Source organism: Pseudomonas sp. GW821-FHT02C04, from assembly GCF_059421845.1.
In genome coordinates this window covers 1,527,870-1,542,347 of the sequence record NZ_JBWKVT010000001.1, presented here as the reverse complement: position 1 = coordinate 1,542,347, position 14,478 = coordinate 1,527,870, and the positions used below count along the sequence as shown (strand labels likewise).

16 protein-coding genes are annotated in these 14,478 nt (G+C 61.1%); 7 read left to right on the top strand and 9 right to left on the bottom strand.

The annotated features are described in order from the left end of the window. The first annotated feature begins 107 nt into the window (after nucleotides 1-107). The 3 genes from AC07VV_RS06985 (at nucleotide 108) to AC07VV_RS06975 (ending at nucleotide 2,662) form a co-directional block, all read left to right on the top strand. On the top strand, nucleotides 108-512 hold the full coding sequence (locus tag AC07VV_RS06985; RefSeq protein ID WP_007907888.1) for a TraR/DksA family transcriptional regulator: 405 nt from the start codon (nucleotides 108-110) through the stop codon (nucleotides 510-512). Between the two features lie 228 nt (nucleotides 513-740). Next, entirely contained in the window at nucleotides 741-2,345 is a 1,605-nt protein-coding gene (locus AC07VV_RS06980; RefSeq protein ID WP_495035769.1) for a methyl-accepting chemotaxis protein, read from the top strand. A gap of 113 nt (nucleotides 2,346-2,458) precedes the next feature. Then, nucleotides 2,459-2,662, top strand: a complete 204-nt coding sequence (locus AC07VV_RS06975) for a hypothetical protein (protein WP_096820153.1) — start codon at nucleotides 2,459-2,461, stop codon at nucleotides 2,660-2,662. 6 nt (nucleotides 2,663-2,668) lie between these two features. Here AC07VV_RS06975 and AC07VV_RS06970 read toward each other — a convergent pair whose 3' ends face one another. Beyond that, a complete protein-coding gene (locus tag AC07VV_RS06970; RefSeq protein WP_495035768.1) occupies nucleotides 2,669-2,917 on the bottom strand; it encodes a hypothetical protein in 249 nt (82 codons plus the stop codon). A gap of 406 nt (nucleotides 2,918-3,323) precedes the next feature. Here AC07VV_RS06970 and AC07VV_RS06965 point away from each other — a divergent pair, with 406 nt between their 5' ends. The 3 genes from AC07VV_RS06965 (at nucleotide 3,324) to AC07VV_RS06955 (ending at nucleotide 5,127) form a co-directional block, all read left to right on the top strand. After that, entirely contained in the window at nucleotides 3,324-3,794 is a 471-nt protein-coding gene (locus AC07VV_RS06965) for a hypothetical protein (protein ID WP_495035767.1), read from the top strand. Nucleotides 3,795-3,799: 5 nt separating this feature from the next. Continuing rightward, nucleotides 3,800-3,997 (top strand): hypothetical protein, encoded by a 198-nt coding sequence (locus AC07VV_RS06960; protein WP_085731966.1) that lies wholly within the window; start codon nucleotides 3,800-3,802, stop codon nucleotides 3,995-3,997. 116 nt (nucleotides 3,998-4,113) lie between these two features. Further along, nucleotides 4,114-5,127: an ABC transporter substrate-binding protein gene (locus tag AC07VV_RS06955; RefSeq protein WP_495035766.1), complete on the top strand. Its 1,014-nt coding sequence runs from the start codon at nucleotides 4,114-4,116 to the stop codon at nucleotides 5,125-5,127. Between the two features lie 38 nt (nucleotides 5,128-5,165). Here the strand turns inward: AC07VV_RS06955 and AC07VV_RS06950 are convergent, their stop codons facing one another. Next, nucleotides 5,166-7,298 (bottom strand): TonB-dependent receptor, encoded by a 2,133-nt coding sequence (locus AC07VV_RS06950; protein WP_495035765.1) that lies wholly within the window; start codon nucleotides 7,296-7,298, stop codon nucleotides 5,166-5,168. Nucleotides 7,299-7,391: 93 nt separating this feature from the next. Continuing rightward, a complete protein-coding gene (locus tag AC07VV_RS06945) occupies nucleotides 7,392-7,778 on the bottom strand; it encodes a DUF2946 domain-containing protein (RefSeq protein ID WP_273539971.1) in 387 nt (128 codons plus the stop codon). A gap of 94 nt (nucleotides 7,779-7,872) precedes the next feature. On the opposite strand from AC07VV_RS06945, the gene AC07VV_RS06940 reads away from it, so the two are divergent. Next, on the top strand, nucleotides 7,873-8,313 hold the full coding sequence (locus AC07VV_RS06940; RefSeq protein WP_495035764.1) for a DUF3995 domain-containing protein: 441 nt from the start codon (nucleotides 7,873-7,875) through the stop codon (nucleotides 8,311-8,313). Here the strand turns inward: AC07VV_RS06940 and AC07VV_RS06935 are convergent. From AC07VV_RS06935 to AC07VV_RS06910, 6 genes are read right to left on the bottom strand one after another with little or no spacing between them, the layout of a single operon-like run. Then, a complete protein-coding gene (locus AC07VV_RS06935) occupies nucleotides 8,310-8,672 on the bottom strand; it encodes a Na+/H+ antiporter subunit G (protein WP_096820147.1) in 363 nt (120 codons plus the stop codon). The two genes, AC07VV_RS06940 and AC07VV_RS06935, sit on opposite strands and share 4 nt — an antisense overlap. Further along, the gene (locus AC07VV_RS06930) at nucleotides 8,669-8,947 is read right to left on the bottom strand and encodes a K+/H+ antiporter subunit F (RefSeq protein WP_003225959.1); all 279 of its coding nucleotides are present in this window, start codon (nucleotides 8,945-8,947) and stop codon (nucleotides 8,669-8,671) included. The genes AC07VV_RS06935 and AC07VV_RS06930 overlap by 4 nt, the downstream gene beginning before the upstream one ends. Then, a complete protein-coding gene (locus AC07VV_RS06925) occupies nucleotides 8,944-9,432 on the bottom strand; it encodes a Na+/H+ antiporter subunit E (RefSeq protein WP_493072310.1) in 489 nt (162 codons plus the stop codon). The genes AC07VV_RS06930 and AC07VV_RS06925 overlap by 4 nt, the downstream gene beginning before the upstream one ends. Then, nucleotides 9,429-11,108, bottom strand: coding sequence for a monovalent cation/H+ antiporter subunit D (locus AC07VV_RS06920; protein ID WP_495035763.1), 1,680 nt, complete (start codon nucleotides 11,106-11,108; stop codon nucleotides 9,429-9,431). The genes AC07VV_RS06925 and AC07VV_RS06920 overlap by 4 nt, the downstream gene beginning before the upstream one ends. Further along, on the bottom strand, nucleotides 11,105-11,449 hold the full coding sequence (locus tag AC07VV_RS06915; RefSeq protein WP_096820144.1) for a Na+/H+ antiporter subunit C: 345 nt from the start codon (nucleotides 11,447-11,449) through the stop codon (nucleotides 11,105-11,107). Before AC07VV_RS06915 ends, AC07VV_RS06920 begins: the two co-directional genes overlap by 4 nt. Continuing rightward, nucleotides 11,449-14,349 (bottom strand): monovalent cation/H+ antiporter subunit A, encoded by a 2,901-nt coding sequence (locus AC07VV_RS06910; protein WP_102620904.1) that lies wholly within the window; start codon nucleotides 14,347-14,349, stop codon nucleotides 11,449-11,451. Before AC07VV_RS06910 ends, AC07VV_RS06915 begins: the two co-directional genes overlap by 1 nt. Between the last annotated feature and the right edge of the window lie 129 nt (nucleotides 14,350-14,478).

Here is a 14,478-nt window from a genome sequence, read left to right as displayed (position 1 = left end):
AGTGCCGGGTGGCGTTTGCAATAAACGATGCCTTTCCGATGACCGCAGGCGGTTCGCCGGAACGCTCCCTAATTCGCCTTAATGCACGTTTTTTTATAGAGATATCAATGACAAAGGACAAGTTGCTGGCCATGCCGGCAGATGACTACATGAATGCCGAGCAACACGCTTTCTTCAGCGAGCTGTTGCAGAACATGAAAGTCGAAACCCATGAGCGCATTGAGCAGAACCGTATTGCCATCGAGAGCCTGGACACCCCGGCTGACCCGGCGGACGCCGCCTCGGTGGAAGAAGAGCGCACCTGGCTGGTAAACGCGATCGATCGCGACCAGCGCATGCTGCCTCAACTGGAACAAGCCCTTGAGCGTATCAAGGAAGACAGCTTTGGCTGGTGCGACGACAGCGGCGAGGCGATCGGCCTGAAACGCCTGCTGATCAGCCCGACCACCAAGTACTGCATCGAAGCTCAAGAGCGTCACGAGCAGATCGACAAGCACCAGCGTCAGGCCTGATTCCTGAGGCGACCCCTTCAGTGTGGGTCGTCGCGAAAAGATCGCAGCCTTCTGCAGCTTTTATTTAAAGCGGCAGAAGGCTGCGATCTTTGCTTTTTCTCGTCTGCCGGAAATCCCCGCACCGTTCCATTGACCTGCCACAGACCCACGACTAACGGACCATGGATAATGGCCTTGTAGTGGCGTTTAATGCAGCCACAACAATGAGAACAAGCGTGGGGTAACGAAATGACGAGAGATGGATCTCTGGTTGCGGCTCTGCCTGCACCAGTTGTTTTGCCGAAGAATCGCTGGCTGACGCCGACCCTGCAAAGCATCGCCCTGATGCTGTTGCTGGCCGGGATGACTCTGGGCGAATGGCCGCTATACGTGGGGATGCCGCTGGCGGTACTGATCGTCTGGCTGCCGCGCCTGCGCTCCCGCGCGGTCCCCGATGCGCAACCGGTCGATAGCAGCAATGCGATGTCCGAGCTGACTCGCGATCTTTCCTACACCACCAGTCATAACGCGCTGTCAGCCGCCGGCGTGGCGTTTTCCGTCAAGGAACTGGCCGGCAAGCTGCAATCGCAACTCGACGGGGCCGCGCAGATCGTCAACAACGCCGAAGTGATGATTGCCACCGAACAAGCCACTTCCCAACTCAGCCGTGAAGCGCTGAGCGCCGCGAGCGAAGCCCATCACAGCAGTGCGGCGGGGCGGACCGAACTGGTCGATTCCATTTCGCGCATGCATCAACTCAGTCAGCGCGCCAATGCCAGTCGTGAACTCATCGAAGCCTTGAGTCAGCGCAGTGATGACATTCAGCGCGTGACCCTGGTGATTCAGTCCATCGCCAGTCAGACCAACTTACTGGCACTGAACGCAGCTATTGAAGCCGCCCGTGCCGGCGAGCACGGCCGTGGCTTTGCGGTGGTGGCGGATGAAGTGCGCGGTCTGGCGGCTCGTACGGCGACGGCCACGGGTGAAGTGGGTGAGATGGTAGCCGACATTCAGCAGCGCACGGCGCAGGTGGTGGAGCAGATTCGCCAGCTCTCCGACGATCTGCATACGGGCGTCGAGCAGGTCGAACACACCGGTCAGCACCTGGAAAACATCGCGCGACTGGCTGCCGGGGTTGAAACCCAGGTCGGTGAAATCGCTCGGGGCGCAGAGACTAACCGCGAGCAACTCGACAGTCTGTTCACCGCCATCGAGCAGATGCGTAGCGATTTGGCGATCAGCGATCAGCAGACCCGGCGCCTGGCCGAGGCGGCGGTGCAGATGGAGGGGCAGGCGGAAACCATCAGCGAACGCCTGGCCGAAGTCGGTCTGGATGACTATCACCAGCGCATCTACGACCTGGCCCGAGAAGGTGCGAGCCAGATTGCCGCGCGTTTCGAGGCCGATATCGAGCAGGGCCGGATCAGTCTCGAAGACTTGTTCGATCGCCAGTACCAGCCGATCCCGAACACTCAGCCTGCCAAGTTCCAGACTCGTTTCGACCGCTACACCGATCAGGTGCTGCCGGCGATTCAGGAGCCACTGTTGCCGCGCCATGAAGGTCTGGTGTTCGCCATCGCCTGCACGCAGCAAGGTTATGTACCGACCCACAATCAGGTATTCAGCCAACCGCTGACCGGCGATGTGCCGACCGATACCGTGCACAACCGCACCAAACGCAAGTTCGCCGACCGCACCGGCATACGCTGCGGCAGCCATCAGCAACCGGTGCTGTTGCAGACTTACACCCGCGATACCGGCGAGTTGATGCACGATTTGTCGGTGCCGATCACGGTCAAGGGGCGACACTGGGGCGGGTTGCGCCTTGGCTACAAACCGGAGCGCCCGCGTTGAGGCATTGTTGCCGGAACTGCAATTAAGCTGTGCACGAGCGTTGCTTTTTCCTCTTGATCGAAATCATTAACATGCCTGCATAGTTAGGTTGCTAATGAATTCGGGAGGTCAGCATGCAATGCAGAGTCGATGTCGCGGTGATGATCGGCAGCGGTGTTCCGGCCGGGCTGCGTGCGATGGGGCAAAGCGTCTGCTGGGTGGTGCTGCTCAATGGCGAGCGCCGGGGTACGGCTTTCGCCAGTCGTGGCGAGGCGGAGGAGTGCAGGGCTGCGTGGCTTGCGCAGTTGGGTGCCGAATCCGCTGACAGCCTGCACTGATTGCGCTTAATGGCCGTGTGCTGCCCGCGACTCCAGCGATCGGGCGAGGGCACAGGCTGCGTTGTGATCCTCACGGAAACCTCTGACGCGACCTGTCGACTTTTCCCTGATGTGGAAAAAGGCGTTGCCGGCTGGGACCACCTGGAACAATGGCTCCCGGCCACATGGCGCTGCTTCGGAGTCCGCCTCCAGGCTCGGGGAACTCAAGACAAAGGGCAGGTCGTGGGCCACGGCAAAATGCGTCAAAGTGCACATATGAAGTCCTTTTCATGGATTGACCCGCATTTACAGACGGTTGCGGGTAGTCGCGAGCAGCGTCGCTGCTCTAGAATCGCCAACACCTGTTGACGGCATGACGTTATCTAAAGCAATTTTTTGCGTGCGATATGTCGGAAAAGTGCTTTTCTTGGTGAGTTTTTTCCCTAAAGTTCGTAGTCAGTTTTCTCTGGCCGACCGTGAGGCGTTTTCCTTCAACATTTGGAGAACGTCTTTGCAGGTTTCGCGAGTGGCATTCCAGTAGTCTTGTGAACCTCGCGTTGAATGAGCACTTGGCTCGTTCAGGCTTTTATTCGAGTCATTGCGCAACACCATCGGCCTGGCCGTTTTTAATGTCGTGCGCGTTTTTCGCGTGCGGCACTCTTTCAAGTGTGGGGATGTTTCTTTGGCAGTCAGTAACCTCGATATGCATGCTTTGTTCGTGCTGGGTGATTTGCGGGCAAAGCTGGTCAAGCAGTTTCAATCGCGTTTTGTTTACATCACCGAGCAAAACGCCGAAGGCATTTACGTTGCCGAAATCGACACCGAAAGCGCATTGGTGGTCGACGACAAGCCCGGCCTCAAGCTCAAGGTCGGCGATCATTTCAGCGCTTCGGTACTGCCCAGCCGTGAAGGCGGCAAGATGGACATCCGTTTTCGCGAGATCAAAATGACCGTGTACGGCCTGGGCGACTATGCCTTCGTCACCACGGCCGACGGCTTTGCCATCGTATTCAAGGAAGGCCATAGCGCAGTTACGGTGTTCGCCGCCAATGAGCAGCTGCAGGAAGGCCTGACCAAGACCCTCAAGGCCGTCACCGCCAAGGCCGCCAAGTGGCGCAAGGGCGAACTGGTGACCTTCAAGGCCAGCGAGTGACGGGCGTGAGTCGCGCCGATTTCCATTTGCAGAACCTCGACAGCGCCCGCGACGAAGCCCGGCGCCTGTTCGATGCAAAGGCCGAATTGAAGGGTGCCTGGCTCGGTTGGGTCGCCTCGCAGATCTACGCTTTGCAGCCTGCTGAATACGCCAGCATGGTCAGACGCGAGCTTCAACGCTTGAAGGAAATGTCTGAAAAGTAGCCTCGTCCGTGTCATGCCCCTGAAAAAGCAGGAACCTCGTCTACAGTCAGTTGACTGAGTATTCAGAGGCCCCAGGCCTTCCTGCTATTGCTGTGAACAGCACGAGGTGCAAAAGCATGAACGGATTTCGACGGTTGCTGGCCGCTTTTATGGCCACATTCGGCTTGATGGCTGCGGTGCCGGCGGTCAATGCGGCGCAGACCCCGATTCACTTCGCCGACCTGAACTGGGAAAGCGGCAGTCTGATCACCGATGTCCTGAGGATCATCGTCGAGAAGGGTTATGGCCTGCCGACGGACACATTGCCGGGCACCACCATTACCCTGGAAACCGCGCTGGCCAACAATGATATTCAGGTCATCGGCGAGGAGTGGGCGGGGCGCAGCCCGGTGTGGGTCAAGGCCGAGGCTGAAGGCAAGGTCGCCAGCCTGGGCGATACGGTCAAGGGTGCCACCGAAGGCTGGTGGGTGCCGGAATACGTGATCAAGGGCGATACCGCCAAAGGCATCAAACCACTGGCGCCGGACCTGCGCAGCGTCAGTGATCTGAAGAAGTACAAGGACGTTTTCAAGGACCCGGAAACCCCGAGCAAGGGGCGGTTCCTCAACAGCCCGATCGGCTGGACGTCGGAAGTGGTGAACAAGCAGAAGCTCACGGCTTATGGGCTGCAGGATGACTTCACCAATTTCCGCAGCGGCTCCGGTGCGGCGCTGGATGCCGAAATCAGTTCATCAATTCGCCGGGGCAAACCGGTACTGTTCTATTACTGGTCGCCGACGCCGTTGCTCGGCAAGTTCAAACTGGTGCAACTGGAAGAGCCACCGTTCGACGCCGAAGCCTGGAAGACCCTGACCGACGCCGACAATCCCAACCCGAAACCGACCCGTTCGTTGGCTTCGAAACTGTCGATCGGGGTGTCTGCACCGTTTCAGAAGCAATACCCGCAGATCGCGGCGTTCTTCAGCAAGGTTGATTTTCCGATCGAGGATCTGAACAAGGCGTTGGCTGATATGAGCGAGAAACACACCCCGCCACGGGAAGCGGCGGAGGCGTTCATGAAGGCCCATCCGGATGTGTGGCAGGCGTGGTTGCCGAAGGATGTGGCGGACAAGGTTCAGGCAGGTTTGTAGTGATGTGGCGAGGGAGCTTGCTCCCTCGCCAGGTTGAGTCAGAACCGGGTCTGCACCGCCAGTTCAAAGGTGCGCGGTGTACCCAGGTAGTAAGCCGGCGACACGTGGGCGAATTCGGCGTACACCTCGTTGGTCAGGTTGCGCACGCGGCCGGTGACGGTGGTGTGCGTATCGACCTTGTAGCTGAGGAAACTCCCGAACAACGTGTACGACGGCACGGTCATGGTGTTGGCATTGTCGGCATACACCGATGCCACATACCGCGCATCAACCCCGCCTTGCCACTGTGGGGAGAAGTCATAGGTCAGCCACAGATTGCCGATCCGATCCGGCACATTGGTTGGCGTGTTGCCCTTGCGTGAAACCACCACGCCGGCGGCGTTCTTCTCGTTGAACTCGTCGTATTGCGCATCGACCCAGGCAAAATTACCCTCGGCCAGCAGCTTGTCGGTGATCCGCAGTGAGCTGGCAATCTCGATACCTTTGGACGTCTGTTGGCCGACCGGAATGCTGTTGGTCGGGTCCAGTGGATCGGTGACGGCAAAGTCTTTGCGCTCGATGGTGTAAGCCGCGACCGTCGCCGAACCGCGCCCGTTCAGGTACTCGAACTTGCTGCCGACTTCCCATTGCTTGCCCGTTGAAACATCGAAGTCCTGAGTACCACCGGGTTGCTCGGCGGCGGTGCTGTATTGCACGTAGACATTGGCTGACGGAATGAACTGATACGTCAGGCCGACGCGCCCGGTGACCGGTTCCCAACTGCGCTTGAGGTGGCGCGGGTTGCTCGCCGTCACCGTGCGATGGTTGGTCACGTCCAGGTCGATGTCGTCATAGCGCAGGCCGGTGAGCAACGAGAGTTTGTCAGTCAGTGCCAGGCGGTTTTCGGCAAACAGCGCCTTGGTGGTGACCTCGTTGGTCTTGTCGCTGACAAATCCAGGTTTCGTCCCCGGAATGTCGTAGAAATGCCCCGGGCGATAATTGTTCGGGTCCACGGTGCTCGCGCCGTTGACGTTGAGCGGCGAGTTGGTGGTCTGGTTGACTTTGTACTCGAAGCCGCCGGACCAGGTGGTGTCGAGGCCGAACAGGGTGTTGTCGTGGCGCAGTTCGAACTGGTTGCCGTCCTGCTCACCCTGATGCCGCACTTGATACGCAGTGGAGCGGTTCACGGCGCTGTTGTCGGCGTTGTACTGGTAGGTTTCGAGGTTGCGGTAATCACGCTGGCTGTCGAGGTGATAGAGCGTGTTGCGCAGGGTGGTACTGTCATTGATCCGGTAATCGATGATCGAGCGCACCCAGATCGTCCGTTGCTCGTAGCGGCCGTCCTCGACGTTGTAGTTGTTGAAGCGATTGTGGCGGTCGATTTTCAACTCGCCGGCCTTGGGGTTGAGCACCGGGGTGCCCCAGTACGGGCTGTCTTCGTGTTCGTCCTGATATTCCAGGGCCAGGGTGTGCGACAGGTTCGGCGTCAGGTCGCTGAGCAGCGAGAACGCCATGCTCCAGGCATCGCGTTCCTGACGGTCGATGTAGCCGTTGCTGGTGTTGTGGCTGACGTCGAGGCGCGCGTAATGCTGCACGTCGGCGTCGGGCTGGCTGAGGGCGTGGTTGAGGCCGAACGCGGTTTCGGTGGTGTCGTAGGTGCCGTAGCTGACTCGGCCTTCGGCGGCTTGCTCGTCGCGCGTCGCCAGTTTGGTCACGTAGTTCAGCGAGCCGCCCACCGAACCGGCGCCGTTGATCAGCGATGACGGGCCGCCGACCAGCTCCACCCGGTCATAAATCCACGAATCCACCGGCCGCGCCAGTCCGCCGGAGACGTTGATGCCGTTGAACATCTGGGTGATCTGGCTGCTGGTAAAACCGCGATAGGACACGAATCCGCCAAACCCCGGCGGTGCACTGGCGTTGACGCCGGGCAGGGTGTTGGCGGCGTCCTGGAAGTTCTGCGCACCGTGGCGCTCGATGTCGTTGCGGTTGGCGATGGCTACCGAGGCCGGGGTGTCGCGTACGCTCAAGCCGAGGCGTGAGGCCATGCCGCTGGACTGGTCGAGGCTCAGCCCCGGTTCGGCGGCGGACTCGCCGTCAATGGTGATCGGCGCCAGATCCACGGTGGATTGTGCCCAGGCGTTGACGGACAGGCAGCCGCACAGGCTCGCCAGCAAGGTAAGTTGTTTCATCGATTGAATCCTGAATGCTTGTCTAGGAGTCAGCGCACAGGCGAACGCCGCGCGTTGGCGCAGTGGGCTGACAAATCAAAAAGGCAAAGACACTCAGGCGAGCGGCGGGGCGCGGGGGTTGGCCGAAGGCCAGGTGAAGCGGGCAGGGAGGTCGGCGCTGACAATGACCGGCAGCGGCGGGCTGTGTTGTTCCGGCAGGATCGCCAGGGTCAGGCTGGAGTTGAACGCCGGGCCCATGCCGCCGGTGGAGCACAGCGGACAGCCAAAGGCTTTGGCCAGGGTCGGCAGTTTTTCTTCGGAAGGATTGGACGCAAGTGGCGCCTGGGTGCTCGGGTCGACGGCGCAGAACTGGCCACCGATACCGTTGAGTTGCATCCCGACCATTTGTCCGTGACCGATACTGCAGGCGAACACGTTGAACAGGACGCAGCAATAGAGCATCCAGGCCAGCAGTGAACGATCGGTACGGGTGAATTTCATGGGGCGGCACTTTACCGCACCGCTGACCGGTCGTGCACATGTAAAAATGCCGACTAGGATGTTTTGTTCAAGTCCCTTGAAAGGATTTTCGACCATGACCTTTGTGTTGGCTCAATGGCTGGTGACGATATTTGCGGTGATCAGCCTGATGCATGTGTATTGGGCGATGGGTGGAGAATGGGCTGCTGTGGCGGTGGTGCCGCAGGTTCCGGTGGATAACGGCGGGTTGACGCTCAGGCCGGCGTTCAAGCCTTCAGGCTGGATCACGTTGGCGGTGGCGGCAGCCCTGCTACTGATTGCCGCACTGGTGTGTATGAGGGTGGGCTGGTGGTTTTCGCCAGTGCATCACTGGGCGTTGCAGTGGGTGATCAGCGCGATTGCGCTGCTGATGTTTGCAAGGGCGATTGGCGATTCGGAACTGGTGGGCTTTTTCAAGGAAGTGAAAGGTTCGCGGTTTGCCCGGCTCGACACTTGGATTTACTCACCGTTGTGTCTGATTCTGGGAGCCGGGCTGTTGGCTGTTGCCTGGATCTAGCTGCCGCTCTCGGTGCGTCGGCTGCTCACCTCGGCCGGCACATCGTCGCCGGCCATGCGTTTGCGGAACAGTGCCGCACGCGCCAGCAGCAGCGTGGTCACCGGCACAGTGATCGACAGCAGAATCGGGATCAGCCACGCGTGCAGCACCGGCCCGGACTTGAGCGCGGAAAAACAGATGATCGACGCCAGCGCCACGCACCACGCGCCGAGGGTCGAGGCCAGCGCCGGCGGGTGCATGCGCTGGAAGTAATCCTTCATCCGCAACAGCCCTGCTGCGCCGATCAGGGCAAACACGCCGCTGAGCACCAGCAGGATCGCCACTGGGATTTCCACCCACAGAGACAATTCAGCGTTCATTCGATCACCTCGCCACGCAGCAGGAATTTCGCCAGGGCAAACGAGCCGACGAAGCCGAACAGCGCGATCAGCAGCGCCGCTTCGAAATAGGTGTCACTGGAGTAACGAATTCCCAGCGTCAGCATCATCAGCATGGCGACGATGTACAGGTAATCCAGCGCCAGTACCCGGTCCTGTGCCGACGGCCCTTTGAACAGGCGAATCAGCGTCAGTACCATCGCCAGCGAGAACAGAAACAGCGTCAGCAGAATCGCATTCGACAGCAGCGGGCTCATTCGAAAATCTCCATCAACGGCCGCTCGTAAGTGACCTTGAAGTGCTGGATGAATTGCGCCTCGTCATCCAGATCCCAGACGTGCAGCAACAGAATGCTGCGATCCAGCGCCAGTTCCGACCACACCGTGCCGGGCACTACCGTGCAGATCATCGACAGCGCCGCCAGACCGTTGGCATCGCGCAGGTCCAGCGGCACCTTGATGAAGCGTGAGCGGGGCGGGCGACGACCGGCGTTGAGCACGCCCCAGGCCACCGCCAGATTGGAGATGATCACGTCACGCCCGACCAGCAGGAACAGGCGCAAAATTGCACCGGGCCGGCGGATGTGGATCTGTTGCGGGCGCAGTTTGCGCATCATTAGCGGTGCGCAGAAACCCAGTGCCGCTCCCAGCAACAGGTTCCCGGGGCTGATCGACAGGTTCAGCACCAGCCACAGCAGCCACAGCGCAAGCGACAGCCATGGCGCAGGAAACAGACGCTTCATGGTTGCACCTCCAGCAGCGCAGCCTTGGCTTCCGGGCTTGGCACGGCGCGGGTACCTAGCACCGCCATCACGTATTGCTGCGGGTTGTTCAGGGCGTCTGCGGCGGCCTGGGTGTAACGCAGCAGCGGCTCAGCCTTGAAGGTCAGGGCGATGCTCAGACCGAGCAGCAGGAAAATCGGCACGCATTCGAGTTTGCGCAGCACCGGCGACGGGCGTTCCTCTGGAGACCAGAAGCGCTGGATACCCAGTCGCGAGAACGCCATCAGCGAGCCGAGACCGGTGAGGATCAGCAGTGCCAGCAACGCCCAGGCAGCAGTTGAGATCGGTTCGCCAGTGCCGAGTCCCAACGGGTTGAGCAGAGCGCCGATCAGGCTCAGCTTGCCAATGAACCCCGACAGCGGCGGCATGCCGATGATCAGCAGCGCACAGGCAATGAAGCTCAGGCCGAGGAAGGCCATGGTCCACGGAATCACCTGACCGACGACGGCTTTCTGGTCGTCGTCGAGGTTGATGCCCTTGACCGGCGGCTGCCATTGCTGCGGACGCGGCAGCAACTCGTTTTCGTCTTCGAGCGGTACTTCGATGGCGGTGCGCGAACGTTCGATCAGTTCCGCCAGCAGGAACAGCGCACTCAGCGCGAGTGTCGAGCTGACCAGATAGAACAGCGCCGCGCCGATCAGGTTCGGCTGGGCGAAACCCACCGCCGACAGGAGAATCCCCGCCGACACCAGAATGCTCAGGCTGGCCATGCGCTCCAGGCGTTGCGCGGCGATGATCGCCACGCCCGCGCAGAGCATGGTCGCCATGCCGCCGTAGATCAGCCAGTCGCCGCCGAAGTAGGCCGAGGCGCCGGCCTGCCCGGAGAACAACAGTGTCCACAGGCGCAGCAAGGTGTAGACGCCGACCTTGGTCATGATCGCGAACATCGCCGCCACCGGCGCACTGGCCGAGGAATAGGCTGGCACCAGCCAGAAGTTCAGCGGCCACATCCCGGCCTTGGCCAGGAACGCCACCGCCAGAATCGCCGCGCCGGCATGCAGCAGGCCACGGTCGGCCTCCGGCACCAGCGGAATCTTCATTGCGAGGTCGGCCATGTTCAGCGTGCCGGTGACGCCGTAGATCAGCGCCGCGCCAATCAGAAACAGCGACGAGGCCAACAGGTTGATCGAGATGTAATGCAGCCCCGACGACACCCGTGCCCGGCCCGAGCCGTGAAGCAGCAAACCGTAGGACGCCGCGAGCAGCACTTCGAAGAACACGAACAGGTTGAACAGATCTGCAGTCAGGAACGCGCCGTACAGGCCCATCAACTGAATCTGAAACAGCGCGTGGAAGCTTGAGCCTGCGCCATCCCAGCGCGCCATGGCGAACAGCAGGGCGCTGACGCCGATGATGCCGGTCAGCACCAGCATCAAGGCCGACAGTCGATCGACCACCAGCACGATGCCGAACGGCACTTGCCAGTTGCCCGGCAGGTAGACGCCGATGGAACCGGGTACGCCGGTGGTCTGGGTCCATTGCAGCAACAGCACAGAAATGCCCAGGCCTAGCAGACTTGAGAACAGGTTGATCTTGGCCTTCAGCGGCCGGTGTTTCTCGCCGAGCATCAGCATGATGGCGGCGGTCAGCAGCGGCAGCAGAATCGGCGCAGCGATCAGGTGAGTCATCGCCGTCATTCCTTGGGCTCCCGGCCGTCCACATGGTCGGTGCCGGTCAGGCCCCGTGAAGCGAGCAGTACCACCAGGAACAGCGCGGTCATGGCGAAGCTGATGACGATGGCCGTCAGCACCAGCGCCTGAGGCAGCGGGTCGGTGTAATTGAGCAGGTCCTGCGGTACGCCGTCCTTGATATTCGGCTCTTTGCCGATGAACAGGCTGCCCATGCTGAAGATGAACAGGTTGACCCCGTAGGACAGCAGGCACAGGCCCATGACCACTTGGAACGTCCGCGGGCGCAGGATCAGCCAGACGCCGGAGGCGGCGAGCACTCCGATGGCGATTGCGATGACTTCTTCCATCAGACGGCTCCTTTGATGGCAGCGGTTTTGTGACCCCGGACCGATTGGTGGGCGAGGGCGGTGAGGATCAACAGCGTCGAACCGACCACCACCGCATACACGCCGATGTCGAAGAACAAGGCGCTGGCGATATGGATGTCACCCAGCACCGGCACGCTGAAATGCCAGGTGTGCGTGGTGAGGAACGGATAACCCGCCAGCATCGCGCCGAGACCGGTGACCGTAGCGAACAGCAACCCGGTGCCCATCCAGCGCAGCGGTCGCAGGCTCATTTGCGCCTCGACCCACTGGGTGCCGGCGACCATGTATTGCAGGATGAACGCCACCGACATCACCAGGCCGGCGACGAACCCGCCACCCGGTTGGTTGTGCCCGCGCAGGAACAGGTAGAACGACACCACCAGCGCAATCGGCAGCAACAGGCGCACCAGCACCGCCGGCACCATCATGAAGCCGAGTGCGGTGTCGCTGGCCGAACGCGGGTTGACCAGATCGGTGACCACGTCCGGCGCCAGCAGGCGTTGCTGGGCTGGCAGTTGCAGGCTTTCTTTCGGTGGGCGGAAGCGTCGCAGCAGGGCGAATACCGTCAGCGCTACGGCCACCAGTACGGTGATTTCGCCGAGGGTGTCGAAACCACGGAAGTCCACCAGCATCACGTTGACCACGTTGCTGCCGCCGCCTTCAGGCAGGGCGCGGCTCAGGTAGAACGAGGAAATGTCGTTCGGGGTCTGCCGGGTCAGCATCGCGTAGGACAGCAGCGCCATGCCGCCGCCGACGGCAATCGACAGCAGCAAGTCGCGCAGACGCCGCACCCGGGCCTTGCGCAGGCTGCTTGGCAGCGGCGAAACCTCTTCGATCCGCCGTGGCAGCCAGCGCAGGCCCAGCAGGATCAGCACCGTGGTCACCACTTCGACTACCAGTTGCGTCAGGGCCAGGTCCGGTGCCGAGAACCAGACGAAGGTCACGCAGGTCATCAGGCCACAGACGCTGACCATGGTCAGAGCGGCGAGACGGTGATACTTGGCCTGCCATGCGGCGCCGAGGGCGCAGGCGATTGCCAGCAGCCACAGGGTCACGAACACAATGGAACCGGGGATCTTTGGCCGGTCGCCCCAGCTCAGGCTGCTGTGCAGCATCGGGATCAGCCCGGCGAGCACCGCCGCCAATACCATCAGGAACAGCTGCGTTTGCAGGCGCTTGGTGCCGATCCGCCGCTCCAGGCGTCGGGCCAGGCGCATCATCGCCACCAGGCTGCGTTCGAACAGGCGCTTGCCGTTGAAACGACCTACGAGCGGCGGGAATTTGAAACGGCCGCGCTTGAGCTGATTGCGCAGCAACAGATAGACCACGATGCCGCCGGACATGGCGATCAGGCTCATGATCATCGGGGCATTGAGACCGTGCCAGATCGCCAGGCTGTATTCCGGCAGCACGCCACCCACTACCGGCAATGCCGCGGCGGCCAGCAACGGGCCGACCACTTGGGCCGGGAAAATCCCCACCAGCAGGCAGGTGAACACCAACAGCTCAACCGGTGCACGCATCCAGCGCGGCGGCTCGTGCGGGGTGTGCGGCAGGTCGGTGGCGGTCGGGCCGAAGAACACGTCGACGGTAAAACGCAGCGAATACGCAACGCTGAACGTACCGGCGATGGTCGCCACGATGGGCAGCGCGGCTTCAACCCACGCCGTGGCGTTGATGAACACGGTTTCAGCGAAGAACATTTCTTTCGACAGGAAACCATTGAGCAGCGGCACGCCGGCCATGGACGCACTGGCGACCATCGCCAGAGTGGCGGTGAACGGAATCAGTTTGAACAGACCGTTGAGCTTGCGGATGTCGCGGGTGCCACTTTCGTGGTCGATGATCCCGGCAGCCATGAACAGCGAAGCCTTGAAAGTCGCGTGGTTGAGAATGTGGAACACCGCCGCGACCGCTGCCAGCGGACTGTTCAGGCCCAGCAGCAACGTGATCAGGCCGAGGTGGCTGATGGTCGAGTAGGCCAGCAGCCCCTTGAGGTCGTTCTGGAACATCGCGCAGTACGCGCCGAGCAACAGCGTTGCGGCGCCGGCACCGCTGACGATGTAGAACCATTCTTCGCTGCCGGACAGCGACGGCCATAACCGCGCGAGCAGGAAGACCCCGGCCTTGACCATGGTCGCCGAGTGCAGATAGGCCGAAACCGGTGTCGGCGCCGCCATGGCGTGGGGCAGCCAGAAGTGGAAGGGGAACTGGGCGCTTTTGCTGAGGGCGCCGATGAGAATGAGGGGAAGCAGGATGGGGTAGAGGGCATGTGCGCGAATCTGATCACCGGCGGCCAGGACCTTGTCCAGGTCATAGCTGCCGACCACATGGCCGAGGATCATGACCCCTGCCAGCAGGCACAATCCCCCGGCGCCGGTGACCATCAGAGCCATATAGGCGCCGCGCCGCGCGTCGTGGCGGTGGTGCCAGTACCCGATCAACAGGAACGAGAAGAGGCTGGTCAGCTCCCAGAAAAACACGATCTGGATCAGGTTGCCCGAGATCACCAGCCCGAGCATGGCGCCCATGAACGCCAGAAAAAACGCGAAGAAACGCGGCACCGGGTCATCCGGCGACATGTAATAACGGGCATACAAGGAAACGAGGGTGCCGATGCCCAGCACCAGCATCGAGAACAGCCAGGCGAAGCCGTCCATGCGCAGGACGAAGTTCAGGCCCAGGCTGGGCAGCCACATGAACTCTTCACGGATTACGCCGCCATGGGCGATTTGCGGGAACAGCAAGGCAACCTGGACAGTACCGATCAAAGCGACCAGGCCTGCCAACAGGGATTCGGCGTTACGTGCGTTGTGCGGCAGCACGGCTGCCAGACAGCTGCCCACAAAAGGCAGAAGCAGTAGAACTATCAGGGACATAGGCTTCTAATCTGCGGAAGTTTGTGAAGCATCATACGTGCCAGCTCCCGGATCACCAAACGCGAGGATGTCTCTGAATCCTACAAAGTAGCCGGAAATTGTTTGGTTCACATTGTTTCAGGGAGGGGA